22 protein-coding genes are annotated in these 24911 nt (G+C 40.6%); 5 read left to right on the top strand and 17 right to left on the bottom strand.

Features of this window, described 5'->3' with window-relative positions; genetic code table 11:
- Nucleotides 1–210 precede the first annotated feature (210 nt).
- Nucleotides 211–2262: an ATP-binding protein gene (locus ATS75_RS17005; RefSeq protein WP_058561608.1), complete on the top strand. Its 2052-nt coding sequence runs from the start codon at nt 211–213 to the stop codon at nt 2260–2262.
- Here the strand turns inward: ATS75_RS17005 and ppc are convergent, their stop codons facing one another.
- Nucleotides 2263–4908, bottom strand: coding sequence for a phosphoenolpyruvate carboxylase (gene ppc, locus ATS75_RS17000; RefSeq protein WP_058561607.1), 2646 nt, complete (start codon nt 4906–4908; stop codon nt 2263–2265).
- Between the two features lie 219 nt (nt 4909–5127).
- Here ppc and ATS75_RS16995 point away from each other — a divergent pair, with 219 nt between their 5' ends.
- Genes ATS75_RS16995 through ATS75_RS16985 form a run of 3 tightly spaced genes read left to right on the top strand, consistent with a single transcriptional unit; the run spans nt 5128 to nt 6851 of the window.
- Entirely contained in the window at nt 5128–5493 is a 366-nt protein-coding gene (locus ATS75_RS16995; RefSeq protein WP_058561606.1) for a thiol-disulfide oxidoreductase DCC family protein, read from the top strand.
- Complete coding sequence (locus ATS75_RS16990) at nt 5493–6224, top strand: SDR family NAD(P)-dependent oxidoreductase (RefSeq protein ID WP_058561605.1); 732 nt, start codon at nt 5493–5495, stop codon at nt 6222–6224. Before ATS75_RS16995 ends, ATS75_RS16990 begins: the two co-directional genes overlap by 1 nt.
- 9 nt (nt 6225–6233) lie before the next feature.
- A complete protein-coding gene (locus ATS75_RS16985; RefSeq protein WP_058561604.1) occupies nt 6234–6851 on the top strand; it encodes a flavin reductase family protein in 618 nt (205 codons plus the stop codon).
- A 55-nt stretch (nt 6852–6906) separates the two neighbouring features.
- On the opposite strand, the gene ATS75_RS16980 is transcribed toward ATS75_RS16985, so the two are convergent.
- From ATS75_RS16980 to ATS75_RS16945, 8 genes are all read right to left on the bottom strand, one after another.
- The gene (locus ATS75_RS16980; RefSeq protein ID WP_058561603.1) at nt 6907–7305 is read right to left on the bottom strand and encodes a hypothetical protein; all 399 of its coding nucleotides are present in this window, start codon (nt 7303–7305) and stop codon (nt 6907–6909) included.
- A 5-nt stretch (nt 7306–7310) separates the two neighbouring features.
- On the bottom strand, nt 7311–8255 hold the full coding sequence (locus ATS75_RS16975; RefSeq protein ID WP_058561602.1) for an ornithine cyclodeaminase family protein: 945 nt from the start codon (nt 8253–8255) through the stop codon (nt 7311–7313).
- Between the two features lies 1 nt (nt 8256).
- Nucleotides 8257–9342, bottom strand: a complete 1086-nt coding sequence (locus ATS75_RS16970) for a M24 family metallopeptidase (RefSeq protein ID WP_058561601.1) — start codon at nt 9340–9342, stop codon at nt 8257–8259.
- Complete coding sequence (locus ATS75_RS16965; RefSeq protein ID WP_058561600.1) at nt 9339–10385, bottom strand: proline racemase family protein; 1047 nt, start codon at nt 10383–10385, stop codon at nt 9339–9341. The genes ATS75_RS16970 and ATS75_RS16965 overlap by 4 nt, the downstream gene beginning before the upstream one ends.
- A 216-nt stretch (nt 10386–10601) precedes the next feature.
- On the bottom strand, nt 10602–13595 hold the full coding sequence (locus ATS75_RS16960; RefSeq protein ID WP_058561599.1) for a TonB-dependent receptor domain-containing protein: 2994 nt from the start codon (nt 13593–13595) through the stop codon (nt 10602–10604).
- A 357-nt stretch (nt 13596–13952) separates the two neighbouring features.
- The gene (locus ATS75_RS16955) at nt 13953–14312 is read right to left on the bottom strand and encodes a hypothetical protein (protein WP_058561598.1); all 360 of its coding nucleotides are present in this window, start codon (nt 14310–14312) and stop codon (nt 13953–13955) included.
- A gap of 13 nt (nt 14313–14325) precedes the next feature.
- Nucleotides 14326–15189 carry a PhzF family phenazine biosynthesis protein gene (locus ATS75_RS16950; protein WP_058561597.1) on the bottom strand — a complete coding sequence of 288 codons (864 nt, stop codon included), beginning with the start codon at nt 15187–15189 and terminating at the stop codon, nt 14326–14328.
- Between the two features lie 166 nt (nt 15190–15355).
- Nucleotides 15356–15937, bottom strand: a complete 582-nt coding sequence (locus ATS75_RS16945; protein ID WP_058561596.1) for a hypothetical protein — start codon at nt 15935–15937, stop codon at nt 15356–15358.
- Between the two features lie 671 nt (nt 15938–16608).
- Here ATS75_RS16945 and ATS75_RS16940 point away from each other — a divergent pair.
- On the top strand, nt 16609–17577 hold the full coding sequence (locus tag ATS75_RS16940) for a dihydrodipicolinate synthase family protein (RefSeq protein ID WP_058561625.1): 969 nt from the start codon (nt 16609–16611) through the stop codon (nt 17575–17577).
- Between the two features lie 103 nt (nt 17578–17680).
- On the opposite strand, the gene ATS75_RS16935 is transcribed toward ATS75_RS16940, so the two are convergent.
- The 8 genes from ATS75_RS16935 to ATS75_RS16900 form a co-directional block, all read right to left on the bottom strand.
- Nucleotides 17681–18094, bottom strand: coding sequence for a hypothetical protein (locus tag ATS75_RS16935; RefSeq protein WP_058561595.1), 414 nt, complete (start codon nt 18092–18094; stop codon nt 17681–17683).
- Nucleotides 18095–18281: 187 nt separating this feature from the next.
- Nucleotides 18282–18638 carry a DUF6559 family protein gene (locus ATS75_RS20520; protein ID WP_058561594.1) on the bottom strand — a complete coding sequence of 119 codons (357 nt, stop codon included), beginning with the start codon at nt 18636–18638 and terminating at the stop codon, nt 18282–18284.
- A 154-nt stretch (nt 18639–18792) separates the two neighbouring features.
- A complete protein-coding gene (locus tag ATS75_RS16925; protein ID WP_058561593.1) occupies nt 18793–19146 on the bottom strand; it encodes a hypothetical protein in 354 nt (117 codons plus the stop codon).
- Between the two features lie 376 nt (nt 19147–19522).
- Entirely contained in the window at nt 19523–19741 is a 219-nt protein-coding gene (locus tag ATS75_RS16920) for a hypothetical protein (protein WP_058561592.1), read from the bottom strand.
- Nucleotides 19742–20231: 490 nt separating this feature from the next.
- Nucleotides 20232–21419, bottom strand: a complete 1188-nt coding sequence (locus tag ATS75_RS16915; protein ID WP_058561591.1) for a glycosyltransferase family 4 protein — start codon at nt 21417–21419, stop codon at nt 20232–20234.
- 397 nt (nt 21420–21816) lie between these two features.
- Entirely contained in the window at nt 21817–23259 is a 1443-nt protein-coding gene (locus ATS75_RS16910) for an amidohydrolase family protein (RefSeq protein ID WP_235591201.1), read from the bottom strand.
- 255 nt (nt 23260–23514) lie between these two features.
- Nucleotides 23515–23871, bottom strand: a complete 357-nt coding sequence (locus tag ATS75_RS16905) for a hypothetical protein (RefSeq protein WP_152996240.1) — start codon at nt 23869–23871, stop codon at nt 23515–23517.
- A 320-nt stretch (nt 23872–24191) separates the two neighbouring features.
- Nucleotides 24192–24860, bottom strand: coding sequence for a GntR family transcriptional regulator (locus ATS75_RS16900; protein ID WP_058561589.1), 669 nt, complete (start codon nt 24858–24860; stop codon nt 24192–24194).
- Nucleotides 24861–24911 lie beyond the last annotated feature (51 nt).

Raw genomic sequence — 24911 nt, 5'->3', positions numbered from 1 at the left:
AAAAGCTCTTATTCAACAAAGGCAAGTATTGTAGTTTTTTATTAGTTTGAGTCAAGAATTATCATACCAACAGGTCAGACCATAGTGTTAAAACAGAAAAAAGTACTACTTTTCTTAGCGAGAAATGGGAATGTTCCGAGGTTTACCGATCTATTTATACTTTATAATGGAGTTGAATATTTAACAATCAGTGTAAACAGGGAAAATTGTATGCTTCGGATTTGGTTTCTGGTTGTTCTTTTAGTGTGCTTTTTGCCTGCAAAAGCCACCGTATTAGATAAAAAAGAATTTGAAAAGCTTCGCACTGAAATACGCGATAATTATGCACAAAGCCCTCATGTTGCTATTGCAAGTTTAGATGAACAATTAGCGAGCGACAACTTTACTCCTGATCAACGATTAGTTTTGCTTAATTACAAAGCGTGGTTTCAACTTGAAGCAAAACAATTCAAACCTGCGATGAAAACACTCATTATCTATAAAAACTTAGCCGAAAAATCATCGAAACGTGCCTTGATGTATGGCTATTATAATATTTCTGCGGGCGTTTACATACAACTTAACCTTCACAAGCTTGCGCTAGAACATCTATCTGAAGCACTCAAGTATGCTGCACTTTTAAGCGATGATATTACGAATCAAACGCTGAATAATATTGGTGAAGTGTACCTTGCTCTGGGCATGCTAGATGAAGCCGAAAGAGCCTTTCGCCGCTATGCAGATTACCTACAACACTCGAATAAACCATTGGATAACTCAATTGTCACAATCAATTTAGCCAAAACCCTGATTGCGAAAGAACAGTTTACTGAAGCGAAAAGCCTGCTCAGCGAAATAATGAAAGTAAAACAACAGCACCAGTTTGATTATCTGTTAGCTGAATCTTATTTACTTATGGCCGAAATTGAACGGGCTGAGAAACAATATCCTCTTGCATTAATTTCTATTAATCAATCGTTAGCTATTTTTACTGTGCAAGATTTAGTGAAAGATCAACACAGAGCCCAATTTGAGTTAGCAAAAACCTATGCTGCTATGGATGATACCGACCGCGCAACAAACGAGCTTACTCGTGTTACAAAAAACATCCACCTTGACGATGATTTATTATTTACCTCCAAAGTGTACCTATTCGAATCGCAACTCTTTGAATCAACAGGAAGGTACCAACAAGCGATAAGCTCATATAAAAAACACACGGCTGCTGAAACGCAACTCATTAAACAACAAGCAGATATAAATCTTGCCAAAGCAATTGCTCAAGCCGAAACAAATGAAAAAGAAGTAAAAATCGCCGAGCTAACCCGTGAGAAACAATTAAAAGCACAAAAAGTAAATGCTTTTAAAGACTTGGCTCTCAGCGTTGTAATTTCACTGATAATAATTAGCCTAGGGTCGTTTTTTGCAATAAGTAATATATACAGGCGTAAACAGCACTTGGCGAACACCTTACAAACATTAGAAGAAACCCAAACAAACTTAATTGAAGCACAAAAAATAGCCTCTCTAACTGTACTTGTATCGGGTATGGCCCATCAACTTAATACCCCGATAGGCACTGCCACCACAGCAATAACGTATATCGCTGAAAACTTACAAGAGCTTGAACAAAAGTTTAAAAGCAAAACCCTGAGCACCAAAGACTTCAACCGTTTTATAGAAAACACCAATGAAGCTCAACATCTGGTTCTCAATAATATTACGCGAGTTGTAAGTATGATTGAGCAATTTAAAGCGCTTAATGTAGCTAGCTCACTCAAAAAACCAATGCAATCATTTGAACTCAAGCAGTTTATTACTGAACGGCTGGAAACATTAAAAACCTACTTTACAATCCATCTTGATTATCAAGTTAAGGGGGATGAGGTCTCTCTAACATCAAACCCATCAATAATAGGGGATGTACTTAAAACATTAGTGATCAATGCCTATGAGCATGGCTTTAATGGTGTGGAAAACCCAACGATTACTGTCACGATAAAAAAACAGCGCTATACCATCACCCTCATTTTTCAGGATAACGGAAGTGGGATTGATGATTCGATTTTAAAAGAAATTTTCACCCCTTTTTATTCGACCAATTTAGGCGGAAATCATTTAGGGCTTGGGCTGAACATAGTATTTAATGCAGTGAAATATCAACTGTTTGGTAATATTAGCGCCGTACCCTGCCAGCACGGCGCGTGTTTTATAATGAACTTACCCATTGATGGCCATTTATCGGCTAAAGAACAAATAAATGCCAGTTCAATCAAACCTTAATTAACCGGTGTTACGCATACCGGCAGCAATGCCTGTCATGGTAATCATCAGCGCGTTATCTATGTCACCTGAACTTCCCTCAACCACCTCGCGCGAACGTTTTAAAAGTTCAACTTGAAGCACATTAAGTGGGTCTGTATAGGGGTTTCTTAACCCGATAGACTGTTTGATCCAAGGTTGGCCTGCAAGCAATGTTTTTTGTGGGCTTAACGATTGCACCAAGGCGATTGCGTGTTTTAATTCATTACGCAGCGCTTCACCTAAAGGCTTATATTGGTCTTCAACAAGGGCATCATCATAATGTGCACTTAACCAACTGTCAGCCTTACTAAACACCATTTCCAACATTTCTAAACGCGCTCTAAAAAATGGCCATTGCTGGTTCATTTCATTGAGTGTATCAATACCATACTTCTCAAGCGCTGCTTGTAAACCGGTTAATGCCCCCAGCCATGCCGGCAACATCAAGCGGTTTTGGCTCCACGCAAAAATCCAAGGAATTGCACGTAAACTCTCTACCCCCCCATTCGGGTTACGTTTAGCCGGGCGTGAACCCAAAGGCAATTTAGACAATTCTTGTTCAGGCGTCGCCATTCTAAAGTAAGGGACAAAGTTCTCATCAAAGCGCACCACGTTACGGTAGTGTTCACATGACTTTTCACTGATCAGTGCCATTACATCACGCCATACCGATTTTGGCTCAGGCGGGGGTAATAAGTTACTTTCAAGTACAGCACCAGCATAAATATTAAGACTTTCGAGCGCGACATTAGGCAAACCAAATTTAAAGCGGATCATTTCGCCTTGTTCAGTAACTCGTAATCCCCCTTTTAAAGACCCTGGTGGTTGTGAGCGTAATGCTTGTGCAGCAGGCGCTCCACCACGGCCCACCGTGCCCCCACGCCCATGGAATAACACCAACTCAATGTCGCGTTCTTTGGCAAGGTGCACCAGTTTATCCATCGCTTCGTATTGCGCCCAACCTGCAGCCATCATTCCTGCGTCTTTGGCTGAATCTGAATAGCCAATCATGACATTTTGCACACCATCGGCTTGACCTCTATACCAGGTGTTATCAAGCAGCTGAGTAATGACATTATGCCCTGCATTCAAATCATCAAGCGTTTCAAATAACGGGGCAACAGGGAGTTTAAAGCGACAACCACTCTCTTTTAGTAACAGTTGCACTGCCAGTACATCAGACGCTGTACGTGCCATCGAAATAACATACAAACCAAATGTTGAGGCATCTTGTTTCGCAATTACATCGAATGTGTCGAGCACTTCTTGCACATCCGCGCTTGGCTGCCAATGCTTTGGAATAAGCGGACGGCGCGAATTAAGCTCTGCCAGTAAAAACGCTTGTTTGTCTTCTTCTTGCCACTGATTGTAATCACCTAGCCCTAAATAGCGGGTCAACTCTGAAAACACATCAGCATGGCGTGACGAATCTTGACGCACATCTAACTTTGCCAAACGAATACCAAAGCTATTAATGCGGTGCAGTACGTCAAGCAACAAACCATTAGCCACAACACTCATGTTTGTTTTTAATAATGAACGGTAGCACGCTTCAAGCGGCTGCTTTATTTGGTTAATATCGGTGACCATGTCTTGCGCTTCGGTGCGCGTATTCATAATTTTAGCACCAAGGTGCGCTACAGTTTCGCTTACTTGCGCTTTTAACGCTTTTAAAATAGCGCGGTATGGTTCGAAATCTTGCCCGGCTAACTTGACTAGCTCATCACTGGCTTGTGACATTGAAAGCTCTGCACTGAGTGTATCAATGTCGCGGCTGTATAAATCAAGCGCCATCCAACGCCCATGATCCAGCACTTGTTGAGTAACCTGTGAAGTGACAAACGGATTACCGTCTCTGTCTCCTCCCATCCATGAGGTAAACTCAATCGGGCTATAATCACTTGGTAACTCTAAATCAAGGTGCTCTTTAACCTCTTTACCAAAGTCTCTTAAAAAACGAGGAACAGCATGCCATAGGCTGTTTTCAATCACGGCGAAGCCCCATTTTGCTTCATCAATTGGCGTCGGTCTAGAACGGCGAATATCATCAGTATGCCATGCTTGGCTAATTAACTGAGCAATGCGATTTAGAATATTCTCGCGCTCGTAAGGCAGGTTATCGGTGCGCTCAAGCGAAGCCAAACAATCGCTCAGCTCAACATGTTTATTAATAATTGTTCGGCGTGTCACCTCTGTTGGATGCGCCGTTAAAACTAAATTGATATGTAGCTTAGATAAACTTTCGGCAATTTCATTGGGGTTTAACTTTCCTTGCTCTGCGTGGCTTGATAACGCTTTAAGTGTTTGAGTAAGGGGGCTTAGCTGGCAAAAGCCAACATCATTAAAACGTGAAATAGTGTGAAATTGTTCAGCAACGTTGGCCAAATTTAAAAAATGGTTAAATGCACGGGCTACAGGTAATAGCTCTTCATCTGTTAATGCATGCAATACATCAATTAAGGCTTGGCGGTCTTGCTCATTGCCTGTGCGAGATGATTTAGCCAAAGCACGAATCTCTTCAACTTTGTCTAAAATCGCTTGTCCTTGGGTGTCTTTAATTGTTTGGCCCAATAATTGACCTAGTAAGTTGACGTTCCCACGCAAGGCGGCATATTGTTCACTCATTCCAAATACTCCATTGTTGATGATTCGACCCTAAGGGTACTTATAATCAGCTTAACCGGACTTTAAACCGTGGAGTGAGAGTAGAAAAAAAAGTCGGTATAAGCTTATATTTTTTATTCTGCACCTCTATTAATATCATTCAATAGGCCAATTGAATAGATCCAAAGCATATTCTATTTCGTAACATCACATAACGTATCGACAATTTTTTTGCTGATTATGATCATATTTTACGATGGCAATTGCCCCTTGTGTGCCAAAGAGATGCAATCACTCAAACGCGCTGATAAAGAAAATAAAATCACCCTTGAAGACATTAATAAAGAGGATTTTGAACACCGTTTTTCAAACATAAAACGCGCAGATGCGATGGGATACCTTCACGGACAGCTCGATAATGGTGAAATGATTTATGGCCTAGACGTGACATTTACAGCATGGCAGACCGTGGGAAAACACGCTTGGTTAAAAATTTTCCAACTACCTATCATACGTTCTTTGGCAGATGCCGGTTATTGGTTATTTGCAAAGTACCGACTACAGATCACAGCTGTAGTCTGTAAATCAAACTGCAGGATTAAATAATGAACCCAGTATATATAGTATTTGGAGCGAGCAGTTCCATTGCTGCTGCTTACATCCATGAAATTGTGCGAGCGAATGAGCATGCAAAAATCATTTCTGTCAGTCGCAGCAAGTTAGAAACCACTTATAATGCCGACATTGAACATTTTATCACTGATTATTCCAAGCAAAATCTGGCACAAATAACCGACTTGCTCAAAAGCAGAGAGCTCGTTCCCCATCAGGTAGTAATATTTAATGGTCAACTGCATTACGAAAATGCGATGCCTGAAAAAAAGCTAGAAGAACTGGACGAGTCATATTTCAACTCATTGCTAAATTCTAATACGCTCACACCCATATTATGCTTACAAGCCATTGCACCTTTATTGAATCACAAAACGCCATGTACTATCACTGCTTTAAGCGCCAGAGTTGGCAGTATATCCGATAATGAACTGGGTGGGTGGTACAGTTATCGTGCTTCTAAAGCTGCCCTAAATATGCTGTTTAAAACGGCTGCCATTGAGCTACAGCGCCGTGCAAAACAAACACGCCTAGTTTTGTTTCACCCAGGTACAACAGACACACATTTATCAAAGCCATTTCAAAAAAATGTGCCTGAGGGGAAGCTATTTACACCTGAGTTTGTTGCTTCGCAACTCTTTTCGCTCTTAGCACACCCAGACACACTGACCGAAATAGGTAAACCCGCTTACATTGACTGGCAAGGTCAACCCATAAAATGGTAAGGATCCACAATGCATATTACTAAAACTGCGATTAATAATTTTGAAAAACATTACCGCACGCACTTAATCAATTCTTTGTCAGGTTACAAAAGCGCTAATCTTATCGGCACACAAGACAGCAATGGCAATACCAATCTTGCCATTGTTAGTTCTGTTATTCACTTGGGTGCGCATCCACCTTTGGTTGGCATGATCATGCGCCCGCACAGCGTTCCCCGCCACACATTTGAAAATATTCTTGAAACAGGCGTATTCACTATCAACCAAGTGAACAGCGATATCGTGGAGCAAGCACACCAAACATCAGCACGGTATGATAAAGACGAATCAGAGTTCACCGCAACTGGGCTTACGCCTCAGTACTTAGCCGATTTCAAAGCGCCTTTTGTGGAGCAAAGTCGGCTTAAATACGCCGTTAAATTTGTAGAAAATCAACACCTACAAGTAAACGGTACTGAATTAGTGATCGGCGAAATTATGGATATACACGTTGATGACGTTGCTGTGATGGACGATGGGTTTCTTGATCTTGAAGTCATCAACACGGTTGCAATAAGCGGCTTAGACAGTTATCACAAAACCCGTCATTTAATGCGTTTACCCTACGCGAAAAAACCGAAAGACTAACCAAACATTCTTCCCTAGGGGGGTGCCTGTAAAACCAGGCCCCCTTTTTATCCATTTAGTAAAATATATAACTGGCTAATACTAAAACACAACCCGCTAACAACCATGATAATGCAAAGCCGTGCCACATATAAATATTGCTATAAACATTGAGAGGGTTGTCTTTATCGACAAGTAAAGTACATGGTTTGCCCTGCTTAAACCGCAAGAAAAGTGAATCACTGTAATCTACCATCACACTATAAATATGACCTTCAAACCAAAAACTCACCATCATGGTTTTTTGTTGTGCCAACTCTAACGAGGCAATGCGGTGATTAATCGCCACAGTAATATTATCAACTTTGCAGACACGCCAATGATGTTTACTTATTTTGCTTTTAAACCAACCTAACAGTGGCAACAAACCTGCAAAAACAAAACACCCCCCTAAGATTAATAGCACACTGCTCATTATTTTTAACCTTGTAGAGACTGATATACATGATTAGCGGCAATTAAATCACTCAGTGCTGTGCCGACTGATTTAAATAAGGTTATATCCGTTTCGTTTAAGCGTGCATAGTTGTTTTCTTGTGCTAATTGAGCAAGCTCAGCACACACTTCTTGTTCACTAAAAACCCCTTCTTTAATGGGGATTAAAAGCTCTCCGGCTTCAGCTAAAACATTTGCACGGCTATCTACATATACCCGACTGCGGCTTATCGTTATGCTGTCGCATTCGCGCGCATCACTGTGATGATTACCAATTAAGTCAACGTGCGTTCCCCCCCTTAGCCAATTGCCATCAAACAAAGGTTCTGATGCGCCCGTTGCACAACTTATAATGTCGGCACTGTAAATTATTGCTTCATTGCTTTGCCCTATCACAAACTCAACATCTGCAAATATGTTTTGTAGACGTGCCTGCAAAGCCGTCACTTTTTCCACATTGCGCGCTATTAATGTCACACGCTTAATGTTTCTAACCGTAAGGTGAGCGCGTATCATATACTCAGCCAAATTACCGCTACCATAAAACACTAAATGGCCACTGTCTTCTCGTGAAAGATACCGACTCGCTAACGCTGACACCGCCGCCGTTCGCCATAACGTAATCCGTGTACCATCCACTAATGCTAACGGCTCACCATGCTGACGCGAAAACAGCATAATTTTAGAGTACAAGGACTCATACCCTGATTGAGCATTAGTAGGGAAATACGTGAACGCTTTCACCCCTATCACTTGCTCATTCCAAGCTGGTAAAACCGCAAATGCATCGTGATTGTCATTACTTGCATCTAACGGATACACATTGCGTTTTGGCATACCAAAATCATGTGCAAACCCCGTTTGCATCGCCATTAATAACGTCTCAAAGTTGAGTGCATTCTCTATGTGTGTTTTATCAATTATGTGCATATCAGGGTTCCAACTCAAACGGTTTTGGCGCATGGGTTAACACGTCAAACCCTGTGGCTGTTATTAAAATATCTTCTTCTAAACGAACACCGCCAAAGTCTGGAATATAAATACCCGGTTCAATAGTGATCACGTTGCCCGCTTCAAGGACATGGCCACAATGGCTATTAATAAATGGCTGCTCATGTAAAAAAAGGCCCAACCCATGGCCTAAACCCTGACCTGAAAACGCCCCATAACCAGAATCGTCAAGCACCTTTTGCGCAGCGTGTTGTAGCTCAATACAATTGATGCCCGGTTTGAGTAAATTAATGGCGGTTTGCTGTGCATTGGCCACCGTGTTGTACATCGTGCGTTGTTTTGTTGATGCTTCGCCTAAGACATAACTTCTGGTCATGTCAGAACGATAACCATTAATCACTGCGCCAAAGTCTAATGTAATTGCATCACCAATGTTGAGAGCTCGGCTACTTGGGCTACCGTGCGGGAGCGATGTGCGCTCTGCAAACATTAAAATAGTGGCAAACGACATGCCTTCTGAACCAAGTCGCTGCATTCTAAATTCAAGCTCAAGAGCCAATTCACGCTCAGTTACACCTTCTTTAAAAAAAGGCAGCGTCTGCGCTAATGCTTGATCTGCAATTGCCGCGGCGGCTTTTATTTGAGTAACTTCCCAATCATTTTTTATCATTCTCAGTGACTCCACCAGCCCCTGAATAGGGATTAATGTATGCGCATGTAAATCGGCCGCGACTTGCTGCCAAAGCGCCACATTAATAAAAGCGGCATCAAAGCCAAGCTGGCTATTAATCCCTAAAAATCGCGCAATGCACCGGCCTAGAGTTTCGTTATCGCGATCTCTACTAATCACCTCAAAGCCTTGGCACTCATTTTGAGCACGCTCAAAGTAGCGATAATCAGTAATCAAAACGTGCGCACAGTCTGTGATTAACGCGTACGCCGCGTTACCACTAAACCCTGTTAAATAACGAATGTTTTCATGCCCTAATACCAAAAAGGCACTCAGGTTTTGTTGCGCCATTTTTTGTTTGATTAATTGCTGGCGTTGTAAAAAGTGATCGTTCATCGAAATATAAATCCTTGCTTTAAGGGATCACGGGGATCAATTAAAAATGTGTGCTTACCGGTTACATGCGCGCTGCCACTAACACGCGGAATAATCGAAGGGATGGACTCAAACTGGCACGATTGATTTACTTCAACTGTAAACACAGAGCCTAAAATACTTTCTATGCCAATGCGCTGATGCACCGATAAGCGCCCTTTCGCATACTCAAGCGCTGCGCGAGCACTGACGCCGGTGCCCGTTGGGCTTCTGTCTAGTTCACCTTGTGCAAAAATACACACATGACGACTAAATACACCCTGTGTGATTTGTGAGTTGGAGTAAAAAATAACCCCATATAAAAAGCTCAGTTCACTATCAACTGGGTGAGTAGGTTGGTATTGGCAATTAACTTGTTGTTTTATTGCTTTGCCAAGACTAATGATTTGCTCATGGTTACTGGGTGTTAAATGTAAATCAATGGTGTCCGCATCTACAAATGCGTAGTAAGCACCACCAAATGCGATATCACACTCTAAAGTGCCGAACATCGGTAGCTCAATTGATAAGCCTAGTTTTTCAACATAACTGGCTACGTTATCAAAGTACACCTGTTCTAATTGCTCCCCGTTTAGCGCTACATAAGCTTTAATAAGCCCTGCTGGGGTGTCTATTCTGAGCTCGTTTATGCCTTGTTTAAATTCAAAAACGGCGCAATCCTTAGCGGCTGTTGCCAGTGCGATAATGGCGTGGCCACACATAGTGCTGTAGCCTTCATTATGTAAAAACAGTACGCCAAAGTGACTCGTCACTCGCTCGGGAGAAGTAATAACAGCGCCATACATATCAGCATGGCCTCTGGGTTCAAACATTAAGGCTGTTCGTAAGTCATCAAAACGCGCTAAACAATCTGCCCGTTTTTCTAACATGGTGTGTCCCTTTAACTGTTCAAAGCCATCTAAAATAATGCGTAATGGCTCACCGCCTGTATGCATATCTAGGGTGTGGATATGTAACCACTCTGAGTGTGGCTGCTGCCAATGAGAAAACAAAGTAGGGGTCATAGTTATCCTTTGTTATTTTTGTATACAATATACCTTTGTTTTTTACAGTGCAAGCGCTTAAGTCTCACAGAAAAAATGCCGAACAGTTGCCTGCTCGGCATCAAGACTGCGTTGCTCTCAATGAGAATGTGCTTAAACATCAACCCAACTTTAGTACTCAACCACACGGTCATGAGATACTAAAGCTGAGTTCTTACAGCGTCTTACTAGGGGAAATTAAAACTCTATACGCGCGGTCAATGACACATAGCGTGCGCCTTGACGGCTTGTCACTAAACCGTAATCAGGATTAAGCTCTAAGCCATTATCACCATATTGAGCACGCGCTTCGTTTATTGCTAGCGCACTATCGCCATCCAACAGGTTGTAAACAGTGCCTTTTAGCGTCATATCAGAGCCAAAAAAGTCAGTGTAATACGTCAACGACATATCAATATTCGTCAACCAAGGTAAGTTTCCTTTGCTACCGCGTGGTGCCGGATTACCATTTTCATCATAGTGCGATGCTTGGCCGTAATATTTACTGACACATGCATCCCATGGGTTGCCCGCTTGGCAACTATCAACACCTTCTGGGTGAACAGAAAAATAACTCTTAGGACGCCCTGATGTCGTGCGCGCAACTAAACCTAATGTTAATGAATCCGTGATGTTGTATGCGCCACTAAATTTAATCGCATGGCGGTGATCATTCGGTAAATTACCATAACCATGATCCATTAAGTCGCCGTAATCATAAGAGGTAGTCCAGCCCGGATCTGCTTGGTCATTATCCGTTTTCACCAACCCTTCTGTATTACCGTAACTGTGCGACCATGTGTATGAGCTGTTAATACGTAAATCATCAGTCACATTACCATCGAGGGTAAATTCAAGTGCTAGGTACTTACGTTTAGCTTCTGGCAAAGCAAGCTCAGCAGCACTTAAATTCACATTATCAACTTGACCATCACCATCAAAGTCATACGACATTTGAATCGCTTCGCCCGGGTTATTCAACACATAATAAGAACCTTGCCCTACGTTGTCAGTAATGCCCATTTCTGCCAACTTTTTAGCTAAAACAGGGCCTACATCGGTGTCTTCAACGCTACGACCTAAATCGCGGTAGATTGCACGCACTCCGGCCGACATCGTGTCAAAAACTTCTTGTTGATAACCGAGGGTAAATTCATCGCTGTACATTGGTTTAAGTGATGATGATGCAATAAGACCCGGCTCTGTGATACCACGTTGACGCCAGCGTCTATCGCGCAGCATATCACCACGACTTGGCGAGCCATCAGCGAGTAAACTGGGTGCGCCATTACTATCTAATTGGTCTAACTCAAAGTACTCAAACCACTCAACTGAGGCAGAACCTTGTGTGATATTCATGTTAGCCGATACAGGCTGAAAATAACGTCCGTAAGTGGCAAACACCTTCGCGCTACCATCACCGCTGATGTCGTAAATTGCTTGTAAACGTGGCGCAATTTGATTATCAATATCAACAAAAGCGCGACCATCTGTTACCGTATTTTCAAATTGGCTGTAACGTAGGCCCATATTAAGTACAAGGTTATCTGTCGCTTGCCATGAATCATTGATATAAAATGCCAACGATGAAACATCAGAGTTTACATCACGGGTACGCACGCGTCGTTCAATAAAGTCAGTGCCCAGTGCCGCGCCCGAAATATCATTTTCACCGGCTGTTTTAGCTGTCCACCAACCTTCTGCATCACCTAAGCCGTTTTGACCTGAATGAAATGCCACTTCGACATTGGTGTAATCAACACCAAATTCAATAGAGTGCATATCTAAATCCCAGCTAAAATCGATACGCGCTTGGTCACGAGTATATTCTTCTTCGCTGACTGATGAGTTTGTGTGCTGGCTCAATGTGCTAAAGCCATCACGCTCATCCCACACACCTGGATTAGGTGAAGCGACAACATTCTCCACATTTTCAGTTACACGCCCTACAACGGCTGACACTGAGAATGTATCTGTCAAATAACCATTATAATTAATACTGAATACATTACCGCCATCTTCGCCGGGTGCATCAACACCTTGCTGTGCACCAATCACATTATCTTGCCAGCTGTATGCATACGTTTTATCAGTCCAAGTACGCTTGTTATTCATTGCTGAAAAACCAACCGAGTGATCTTCGTTAATAAACCAATCTACTTTAGTAAACCAACGATCTTCGTCACGGGAAAAATCTGAATGCGTTGTTTGGCCAGCACCTGTCGATTCCTCGCGACGCGGCGCAAATAAACCGTAGAAAAATAACGTGTCTTCAATCAGTGCACCACTGGCCCATAATTGTAACTCTTTAAAATCGTAGCTACTTTGCTGAGTATTCGTACTGATCGTGCCATTCTCTTGAAAAATAGAATCATGCTGGCTACGTAAACTATCAGGATCCCAGCGTACTTCAGCACCAAATTTAAAATCATTGTCACCCGATTTAGAAACAGCGTTGACAATGCCACCCAGTGCACCGCCAAATTCAGGGCTAACACCACCGGTTTTAACTTGAGTTTGAGAAATCGCTTCCCAAGGAAGACGAATTGAACCTAAGCCTGTACGAATACTGGTTACGTTTAACCCATTAAAATAATAGCCGTTTTCAGCAGCAGAAGAACCACCAAAACTCGAAGCGCCCTTAAAACTTGAACCTCCCGGTGCTGCCGTACCTGGGGCAAGTAATGCAATACTCTCAAACCCAGTATTTACAGGCATCGCTTTAAGCTCTGCATCACTAAAGGTTAACCCTGATGTAGATGACGCCATATCAACACGACGAATTGCAGCACCAGTAACAGCAATACGCTCCATGTCTGCGCCTGCTTTATAAAGCTGAACATCAAGAATGATTGATTGACCAATAGTTACCGCTACATTTTCTTCAACGAGTGTTTGATAACCATCTTTAATAATGGTTACGTCGTAGGTACCAACAGGTACATTACGTAACAAGTAGTCACCATCAGCATTACTGGTAATGGTATACACCAAGCCTTTGCTTTTATGCTTGAGTGTAATGGTTGCACCTATTAAATCAGTACCAGATTGAGCAACTACGTGCCCTTTTACCACACTGCTGCCATCAACCGCTTGCGCGGCCGGTACCATCATTAATGCAGCCGTCACTGCGGATGCCAATAGCGTTTTAACGCCAACTCCTCGAGCCTGTTTTTTATTATATGTAAACATTGAATGTTCCTTTGATCCTGTTGATTTTTTATCGTCCAGCTAACCTCGACGCAAAAAATATACACTTATTACATATTGTATACAATATTAAATATACATTTATTTAACATCCCCTTAAAATTCCACAAGATTTAAATTGAGTGAAAGTAAAATTATCTATAAATTATAAGTGGTTAGGTCTATAAAATTAAAACAGGAAGCGTAACGTCAAATGAATGCCGTTATAAAATAATGGGGGAATAGTGCTAATTAAACATCTGTTTAATAACGAAGCAAGCGTTGAACAAGGCGTAGGCTTTGCACCAGCAGCTTTAAATTAGTAGAGGCAATGTAAATCATCAGCTACTTTTCATTACATCATTCACGTTGAATTGGTTTTACACAAATAAACGTTATGGCTTTAGAAAGTAAGTAAACTAGGCCGCCAAACAACATTGCATGAATAGGAAAGAAAATATAGCCAAGAGCCGCTGTTGAAGACCCTGTAGCTGCTTTACCAATATCAAAATACATCACAGTATGGAAAACAATATGCAATAAGGTCGTGCCCAAAATCATATGAAACACACTCGATTTTAATGCACCTTTAAAGTCCGTTTTGTTATAAACAATCGCAACAAATACAATAGGTAAAATATTCCATGCCACAAATAAATTGGCATTCGCTCCCATTGCAATAAAGGTTAACAAAGACAACAGTAAAAATAGTATATTCATACAAATTATCACCTTACATTAAAGGAATCATTACTGTCTCGATGATACTGGCAAAGCCACCTACTTTAACGCTGGTTACAGTTGCGTTATCTGATTCTATGGATGCTGTAATTATTGACGTACACCCCATTGCTCTACCTTGCTCAAAAATATATTCACTGCCCAAAGCTAAATGTTCTGTCAAATAACATGCAAGTGCCCCACTTGAGCTACCCGTAGCTGATTCTTCAGAGATACCAAATAGTGGTGCAAAATTACGGCAACTCGCCGTTAATAAACTGCCAGCGCTGCAAAGCTCAAAAACATGAAAACCAACTACGTTACATTTTTTACAAAATGCTGCGATAAGTTCGTCATTTGGTTCTATGAAGTCTAAATACCCATGAGGCACAGGAATAATCACATCGGGGAGGCCGGTCGAAATGACCTCAATCGGTAACCGAGTGCTTTGCAAGATGCTGCTTTCGATGCCAATAACCGCTGAAATTTCTTGATATGAAAAACACGCTAGCGTTTGTGGTAATTGCTGCGCCATGATTACCTTGCCACTAGGTTCGATAGTCACAGATAATATGCCCACCTTGGTGCGTTGAGTATAAGTGCCAGCAGTAAGTATGCCCTTTTGGTACAAAGTAGAAAAAGTAGCTAACGTTGCGTGCCCACAAAAATCAACTTCATCGGTCGTTGTAAAAAAAGAAACTTCAAAATCAGCTTCGTCATCACTCGACACAAAAGCTGTTTCCGAGTAACCCACTGCCTGTGCAATTTTCAACTTTTGCATATCCGTCAGTTTATCGGCATTTAAAACGACACCCGCAGGGTTGCCACCTTTTCCATTGACTGTAAATGAATTAACCAAAACAACCTCGATATTCACTTACTTCTCCTTTGTATAATAGAGCGATAAAACAGCGCGTTTTAATTAATAATTTTGGTGTTTAACCATAATCGAGTTCCTATATGGGTTCAATGAGTAGGTGTACGCTAAATGCTCACCCAAAAAGTAAGTTCATTTTTAATAGTTTTAATGCGCAAGTAGGTAGCTAGTTTAAGAACTCTCGCTGATTACTCTCTTTACTATGAGCAAACTCAACTTGTGCAATTTTTTCTTCTGCTTCAGCTTGAGACATAACATTATTTTTTACTAGCCAATTGAATTTACTTATTTCATTTTCCAATTCGTTTTCTAAATTTATATCGCCATACCATCTTAGTAACTGTGCTTTTTTACGATTGTCTATCTCTGAAATAATTGTGTCATGCTTACTGTCCTGTATAACAAAAACGTTACCAGCTTCAGTTTTGAAAATGGAATACTTAGTTTTAGTAAGCGCAAACCAAACTAAACATATTAAGCCTATAAACAACCAAAAACCGGTACCTGTAAGCGGCAACCCCTTATAAATTGCAGTCCCAATGCTGTACCCCCCAAGTAAGCACCATAAAATACCAACATTTCTCAACCATTCATTTTGTTCAATAGACAGTGATGATTTTTTAGGGAAGTCAGCATAGTTGAGGTCAAAATCGTCTGCCCCAGACTTATCTTTGAAGGCAAAATTTAACGACTCATCATTAAATGTAAAAGTATGGTGGTTTGACATTCTTTTTTGTTTTATTTCCATCAGAATACTCCCTGATAATCCTTTCAATAGAAAACGAGCTAATCGAATCTCTCGTTTTTTAATTTATTTTTACTTATCCCAACCATAACCGAGTTCCTATTTAGGTTCAATGAGTAAGGTGTTTTCATACAGAGTATTACAATACTTTTAATATTGTTTTAACACCTGATTAAGTGAGCTTTTAAAGAGGTTACGTTAATAAAAGCAAAGCCACATATTTGAGGTATTGCAATAACATAAGTTAGATATATCAGTTAGCATTGATCTCTCGCGTTCCTCTGAGCTTGCAAGGTCAGTTTACTCATCCCTTTACTTACAGTGATATTACTTAGCTTAGGCTAGCGGCACTGTCCGAAGGGCTCTGTTTAGCAAGGGTTAACTCTTTGTTACCACCATGGAGGTGGTAAGAGCCGTAAGCAGGACGCGTTTGCTTTACTCGGTTTTGACTTGTTCTCACATGAAGTGAGCCACTAGAATAACGCAGGAGCCGTTATCAAGCCTACTAGGTACAAACCTCGCGTCGCGATTTAATCGCCCCTGCTTGAACAAATTTAAAGCAATAATAGTCAACAGACCCTAGTTTATTTTTAATCCAGCCTTGCCGAAAATATTTTAACTGATACAATCAATTTGTATAATGTATACAATATGTATTTATAAGAGGAAATATGATGCAAACGAACAGTAAAGATTGGCGATATACCGTAATGCCTGCTGTATTTACATGGCTAAAAGAGTCAGAGTCCGGCGCCCTTGAAATTGACCTTGATGCAACAAAAAAATACGCTGCAGATATTTTAAAAGTACAAGGAAAAGGTGGCACTCGAATGGGTGGACTTGTCGGCTCTGGTACATTGGGTGAGAACAGCTACCTAAGCAATGAGCAACGCCTTTCTTTACTAAACGCCCTTTCAAGCGTGGCTAAAGAATACAATGTCCCATTAATCAGTGGCGCAGCGGCAGAAACCAAAGAGGAGCTTGCCGAAATCGTTAAAGAACTCGCAACGGTTGGTGTAGATACTGTTATGGTGATGCCGCCAAAAACTAAAGAAACCCCTTCTGATGACCAAATGTATGCGTATTACGCGCTTTGTGCATCCGCTGCAAAAGAAGCCGGTATTACAATAATGCCTTATAACAACCCTGACGCAGCGGGCTATCATGCGCTTTCAACTGACCTTCTCACTCGGCTTGCAGCACTACCTGAAGTCACAGCACTAAAAATATCGACTATTGATGTATCAGTGATTGAAACCATGATGCTAGAAAACAAAGATTTAAAAGTGCTAGCTGGCGTTGACACTGTTACTGTTCATGCAGGGCTTGCTGGTGCATGCGGTGGAATTACAGGCGTGGGTTGTATATTCCCTAAAGCGAGTGTCACTATGCAGGAGCACGTAAATAAAGGCGAATGGGACGAGGCAAATAAAATATCACAGGCTATGAATTCGCTATCTTACCTTGATGCACAGCCGCTACTGCTGGAATACCTTAAGTTTGCATTTGGTATCCATCATAATGATGTAACTGGCGGGCTTCGTACTTTTGGTAAAAAGTTAACTCAACAGCAAATTGATGACGTGCACACACGATACGCTTTAGCAAAAGAAAGGCTAGAGGCGCTGGGTTTAATAGACTGATTATTTTAAGTACTCGCAAAAAAAAGCGCCGTCATCACGGCGTTTTACCCAAACCGGCCACATTGATAAATGTGAAAACTTATATGTGTTATACGATATTAAATTAATCTAAAGACTCAGAAACAGCTACCTCAGCATCTATAATAGCTCGGTGGGCCTTTAAACCAGCATCACTAGAGTAAAAATCTGCAGCAAGCTTTAACTCTTCTGCTGTTAATAGTGAGAGGAGTTTAGTTTTAAAAACAACCTTTGCTGCATTTACATTAATAGGATCGGTCATTACTTTTGATGGGATAGATTCAATGAAAACTCGTTTTTGACTTTCAGGTAAGTCTCTCAGCGTTTCTGAAAATAGTTGTTCGGGACTGATGTTTATTTCGCCGCCGAATGAGCTTAATATTTCTTCCATTCCAAGCGCAACGTAAAGCCGCTCAAACTCTATATTTGCATCAGGTTTAGGTGTTGAAGAACATGCAAATAACGTAAGTGTCATTAATATTAAAATAGTTTTTTTCATTATAGCCCTTAACTTTACATTAAATACAGCGGCATAAGACAAACCAACAGGTTGACTCGTTTTTTGTTTTTATAGATAGCTCAACCAGATTAAACTCTTTTTATTTAATGACTTATTTGAGCTTTACACGATGGATAAACTGTCAAAAAACCGCCTTTAATTTATTAAAAAACCACTGCCGCGTTAATTAGTCACCGCCGCCGCCGCCACCGCCGCCGTCTCCCCCACCAAAACCTCCGCCATCGCCTCCATCACTGTAATATGAAGCTCCAAAAAGTGCCCCTAAAATACCCGCTCCAGAGACTGAAGAAATTGTGCTGTTCATTGATTCGATTGATTCGTTCTCAGGCGTATTAGCCTTATAAGTAGCCGTATCGCAATACATTAAATATGCGTAGTGAATATGCCTTCTGTCAAAGCCCATTTCATCTACCGTTTTATCAACTTGCCCTTTTGTGTATGTTGCACTTGCGCCATACCTTTTAGCTAATACTGGGCGAAGTTTGTATTTATACTTTCTAACTGTCGACTTTTTACCAAACATAAGTGTACCTCCTTTACCTTAAACGCTATGTTGAGCGCTATCACGATTATTAAAAATAACACATTAGCTGACTTTCACTTACACTTTTTTATGGGCATCGCCATTGATATATAACGTACTTATTATTTAAAAAACCGTGTGTTTTTACTGCAGATTAAACTCTCTGTTCGTCATTGAGAAAAAATAAAATGATTAATTCCGCTGCACTAATAGATGCTAGCTGCAACAACAGCCCAAACACTATTGCTATTCCTGCTTGCGCATCCGGCTCAATACCAAACAAAAGAACAGGTACTAACAGCAGTGTTAGTACCGCAGGAATACCTCTTATAATCGTAAGTTGGGTGTTTCGATAATTATTAGCATTAGACAGATAAAACAACACTCCATAAGGCGATAGCATCAAATAAAAGCCCACTTCACTTGGACCCCAGTACTTCAAAGCAACAGAAATAAAAGAGAATAAAGCGAATGCTTTAATTGGGAGGTAAACGTTTTTATAATTCATGACTTTCCATAGTAATTAATCACTTAGAAGAGCTTAGCTAAACTTAAAAAAACGAAGAAACTTAAGCCTAGCTTCTTAAGTCCTCCTTTGGTTTTATAGCAATAAAGGTCATGCAATCATAAAGTTCAGGTATTGCTTGTTGCACTACCTTACTCTCAATCGAATAATGCAATTTAAAAAATGTCTATTTTTTAAGAGCCTATCCGACAGGGTACAAGTCACTACAAAAAGGTAAAAAGAAAGACCTGAAAATAATTTTCTAATCCAGCGGTTCAAAAATAAAGCGGACTTGAAAGCATCGTTCTGGGTGTTTTGAAGTATTAAGCTTCCACTTTTTGAGAGCCTTGACAGATACTCTGTCAAATACTCTTGCAGGCTAAGCACTAGTAACCTGTTGCGTTTTCACATTGCCTGCAGCATCTACAATAAACTCGATATCGACTAAAGCCCCCAGCTTAAAGCATTCGGTATGAAGTGGCCATTTGGGCGCAACACTTTCGATGAGAGTAAATTTTTCACCATGACAAGATTCAATTTTAAAATTTGAGGTTTCAACGAAGGTTACAAGTGATGAGATTAAAATAGTTTCTAACATAAGGGCTTATAACTAGCCTGTAGATTGACTCGTTTTAAATTTATTATCGGTAAGCCAACCATAGCTGAGTTCCTATTTTGGTTCAATCAGTGATTTCTATTTTACATAAAATAGCAAAAGAGAATGCGCCGTTGTTTTAATTGCCATTTTGGAGGGGTTACGGGTGTTTTTGTCGCATATTATGGTGATAAGGGCTTACCCTTTTTAATGCAGCCTGTTTTGCATTTTTTCTAAATTATGCACTAAGCAATACCGTTACCATTGGGCGTTCACTTTTATTTACCATCGCAAGGTCAGTTTATTCATGCCCTTATTGACGATAATAGTACGCTTTTACCTTAGAAGAGCGGCTCTATAAAACCACGACATTTAACATCTCTTCAATACAATGCGGCCGTTGCCTCATTGCGCTACTTACTTTGACTTTTACTTTGTCGATGTAACGGCTCTTTGTGCGTATGAACTTGAAGATGGGTGTCTGGTTTGTTTGTTAGCTATTTTCAAACGCGTTTGATAAATGTTTAACCTGATCGTCAATAACAAAGTGTGACCGTAGATATTGATGACCTATTTCCCCCATGGACTTTAAAGTCTCCGGTGAGTATGCCATCATTTTTAATAACCCTTTTGATAGCGCCATAGGGTCACCCCATTTCACCATTATGCCTAAATCCGCCATCTTATTGTGTCTGTCTACTAACATTTCTCGACAAGATGAAACATCGGTTGTAAGAATAGGCAGGGAATACATCATCGCCTCTTTAATGACTAGTGGCCCTGTGTCCTGAACCCCTTCAGGTGTGATCACAAAAGGCGCTACTAAGGCTCGATAATCGCTGTAGTACTGTCCCAGCCAAGTAGCAGGCTTGGGACCGAGAAAGCGAATCCAGTCTGTAAGTCCATGTTGTTCGCAGCTTTCAACCAAGGCTGATTTTAAAGGACCGTCTCCAACCACATCGATAAAAGGTCGCTGTTCGGTAGGCATGATAGATAAGGCTTCAATTAACACTGATACACCTTTCGTGGCTGACAATCGTCCAAGATAAAGTAAGCGTTGGCTAGCGTAATTTGGCACAGGCATTTTATCGTCGAGTTGTGAAACATCAACACCGCAACGCACTCGTATAATGTTGGAGTCTGGTGATAATGAAAGCATATCCTGTTGCATTGCGTCGCATACGGCAACAGTAAAATTGGCTGATTGGAGCTTTAAGGCAAGGTCGGCTGGGCTAAGGTACATATCATAGCCATGACAGGTAAAAGAGACACTGACTCCCGCAAGCCTAGCCGCTACGATAGCTGTTGCGGTACTGGCTAAACCAAAATGAGCATGAATATGCTGACAATTCGTTTTCTTTACGTGTGCGGCCAATTTTGCGCCGTACCAAAGTAAAGAGCGTTTAGGCAACCGTGTTTGCTGATTGACGAATTGCATTGCAGAATGCAAACCAAATGGCGAAAACAACATGCTAGATAATGCGTTGATTGTAGAAACATTTTTTAGGATAAAAAGTTTTTCTAGTAAGAGCAGGTCATCTTCTTGTGCAGGTCCAAAAGAGCGCTCAAAAGTAACTAATTCAACATCGTGTTTTAACCGCTGTATCGCCCGAATCTCATTACCGACAAAGGTTTCGGATAACACCGGAAATTGAGTGGTTAAATAAGCTATTTTCTTCATTATTATGCTCCTTATTTGCACCTACATCGATAAATAGAAAGTCAGCGCATTGAGTCAGCTACTGAATGAAATCTCTGCAATAGAGGTACCTTTTATCATAGCAAACAGCTCGTATTAATAATTAGCAAAGGGAGTGCCAAACTTAAAAAAGCCTTCCTATTTATTTAAGAGTATAACCGGCTGAATACAAGTCACTAAACACAAAAAGGCAAAAAGAAGCAAAAAGAAAGCACCATAATTAAATGGATAAGGATCTTATTTAGGTGCTGTGAAACACACTCGACCAACGATGAATCAACCTACTTAATCGCATTAAAAAGTAAAGGATCATCGTTGTTAAAATTTGCGGTGGAAGGTGGGTTTTAGTGCTTGCTGCCCACCTCAGGCACGTTGTTTGCTATTTTTTTACCACCAAACTTTCTCTAGCTATGGGCTCTCCATGTAAGATAACCGTTTCTATACTATTCCACGATTCTATAGAGTCTAAAGGGTTAGCTTTAAGCAACAGAAGATTCGCAATTTTGCCAACTTCTACCGTACCGTAATCATTCTCAATTCTGAATTGTTTAGCATTGTTGATCGTTGCAGCAGCCATTACGTCTTCAAGCGATAGCCCTGCGCTAACCATGGCTTTCATTTCTTGGTAGGTTGTTAGTCCTGGCTGATTAGCAAAACTAGGGCTTCCAGGGAAATCCGAAGCCAATAAAATAGGATGGTCAGCGCCTGTTAGGTATTGAATAACTTTATTGCCTTTTCCTATTCGCCCATATAAAAATGCATCTGCAATTGATTGATCTGGCATTCCATCAAAGCCAATTCGAAGTTCTTCTTTGAACCATTGCGCTTCAGTGGTTTTATACCAATCAATAAGTGAATTAGGCGTGATAGATGAAAATTCAGGAGAATTAACAATAGTAGGGAGCATGACTTCACCTAAGCCAGCAATCACTCTTTGTGTTGGCATATAACCTACTTCGTCATTAGTTATTTTATCTAGCGTGTTAGCTATTTCTTTAGGTATATTTTTCTCGCGATTATATTGCCCCCAATTCCACATACCATGAGCGATAACATCAACACCTGCTGCAAGTGCTAATTGCTGCATATCTAGGGCATTAGCATGAGCAACTATCAGCAAATTAGACTTTTTAGCCGCTAATTTAATGCGTTGTAGTGTATTAGCTGAAAGTGTTGCCCATTGATTAGCATTACCATAACCGTCTTCGAAATAAAGCTTTATACACGAAGCACCTGAATCGGCAATTTTACCGATTAATCTTTCTACTGAATTTTCTGCGCTCGCTTGTGCACTTTCATCAATTAAATAAGTAAACATTGATCTTGATAGATCGTCTGTTTTCTCTACATATGGAAAAGTGTTTTTTGATGTTAATACTTCACAGCGAAAATAGTCAGGATGATGAGGCGCCGAAGTAAAATAATTGAAACTCACTCCAGGGTTCGGATCAAGTATTTGTGTAACGCCATAATATAAAAAGCTTCTTGGCTGTTGTTCAAAATAAGCATTGACGAGTTTTGGATTGTTAATTGCCACTGGCTCAACGCCAAATCCCATCCCCGGGATTGACGATACATGTGCATGGCTATCCATAAGACCTGGCGTTAAAAATTTACCTAAACCATTTATTTTAAGATCGTAGGATGTAATCTTTTTGCTCGTTATTTCGCTAATTCGTCCATCACTTATTAATACATTCATCTGCATTTTGGGAGCTTGCAAGTGAGATGAAACGATAGTGACATTTTCTATTAGAACATTGTTTTGCGCTAATGAAGCAAAAGAAAATAATGAAACTGAGAGTAATAATACTTTAAACATGATACTTCCATGTGAAATTAATTAAATAGCTAACAAGCCTGTAGAATAACTCCAACAGCCAAATTCAATTAAAAAACGAGCTCCTGTAATTAACTCTAAGCGTTTTTAAAGCATTAGCTAATGCATTTGAAACCCATAAAACGGGCTAATTTTCTTTAAAAAGAGTAATTCTAAAGCCTCAACGCCCGCAACAACGGATAATTAAGCACGCAGCAGAAAATTGCTATGCTTGATTACACTTGCTATACACAAACTTTACGCATTGATTGTTAAATCAACCTCATCACTTGAACACTCTGATTTTAATATATAGTTCTTAGTACTAATCAACTTAATGCCATATTCGGGAAAAACACTAAAATCTAACATTGTTGAGAATTTCATATTTTTAAGGCAATGTATTTCTATTTTTCGAGTATCGATAACACCACTCATAAAATCTTTCCTAATTTTTCTCGATAGAGGCTTTGCATCGTATTCTACAGAATCGTATATATAGGTGGCTCGCTCACTCATTATAATTAAAAGGCGGTTTTCACTTTCCTCTGGTACAACTTGACAGGCTGTAACTAAAAATAAGCAAACAAAAGAAATTAAGGCTCTGCGGTTCAAGATATTCTCCATAGTGTATAACAATCCTGTAGATTAATTCGTTTTAAATTTATTGTTATTGATGAATCAACCATAGCCGAGTTCCTATTTTGGTTCAATCAGTTATCGCTATTTCACGTAAAATATAAAAAGGCTTTGCTGTTGTTTTATTGGGTGTTTTAGACGGAATTACAGGTACTTGATTGGCATAATACGAGGGGTTGCCGTACAGAAGGTCTTAATAAAGAAGACCATTGTTCAGCCAATAAATAATGAAATGAATGGCCACGGTGAAGAGTCCACCAGCGCAAAATGCTGCGTTACCATGGCCTTATTTAAAACTACCTTTTTTCGTCTTCTATCTTAAGCAATAGCTTTTTAATGTCGTCTTTTGCGCCCAGTATGTGCGATTTTAAAAACTCGCACGCTTTGTGGGTGTCTTTTGCGCGGCAGTGAGCTAACAATGTGCGGTGCTCTTCTGGTGCGGTGGTTAAACCGCCGGCGAGTAAAATATGCATGCGTACATAACGCTCTGAATTTTTACTATACATATCAACCAGCTCACGAGTTTGTGGCCGTTGAGCGCGTGAATACAACTTACCATGAAAGCGGCTGTTTAAATCGCCCGTTGCGAGGTGCGTATCGCCTGCATCCATAGCGCTTTCAAGCTCAGTTAAAATGAGCTCTGCATCAATTAGGTCTTGATCTGTTAAACCGCCTATTGAGTGGCTTAGCAGCTCTGCTTCGAGTAATGCTCTTAAATCAAAAATTTCATCAATTTGTGATGCAGAAAGCTCTGTTGCTGTGGCACCTTTATGGGCCTCAAAGTTAACCAGCCCTTCAGCTTCAAGCTGAAGCAGCGCCTCACGAACAGGAATACGGCTTACATTAAGCTCAGCAGCCAATGCAGCTTGACGAAGCGGATCACCGGCTTTAATTTCGCCTGTTAATATTTTTTCACGAATTGCTTCCGCAACAAGTTGGGTGCGGGTTTTATGCTCAATTGCCATGGTGTTCCTTAAACATTGCATTTAGCATACATTATACCCAAGTAACATGAG

The sequence above is a fragment of the Pseudoalteromonas sp. H105 genome (assembly GCF_001469215.1).
Lineage (GTDB): Bacteria > Pseudomonadota > Gammaproteobacteria > Enterobacterales > Alteromonadaceae > Pseudoalteromonas.
This window is presented reverse-complemented; position numbering and strand designations above follow the sequence as displayed.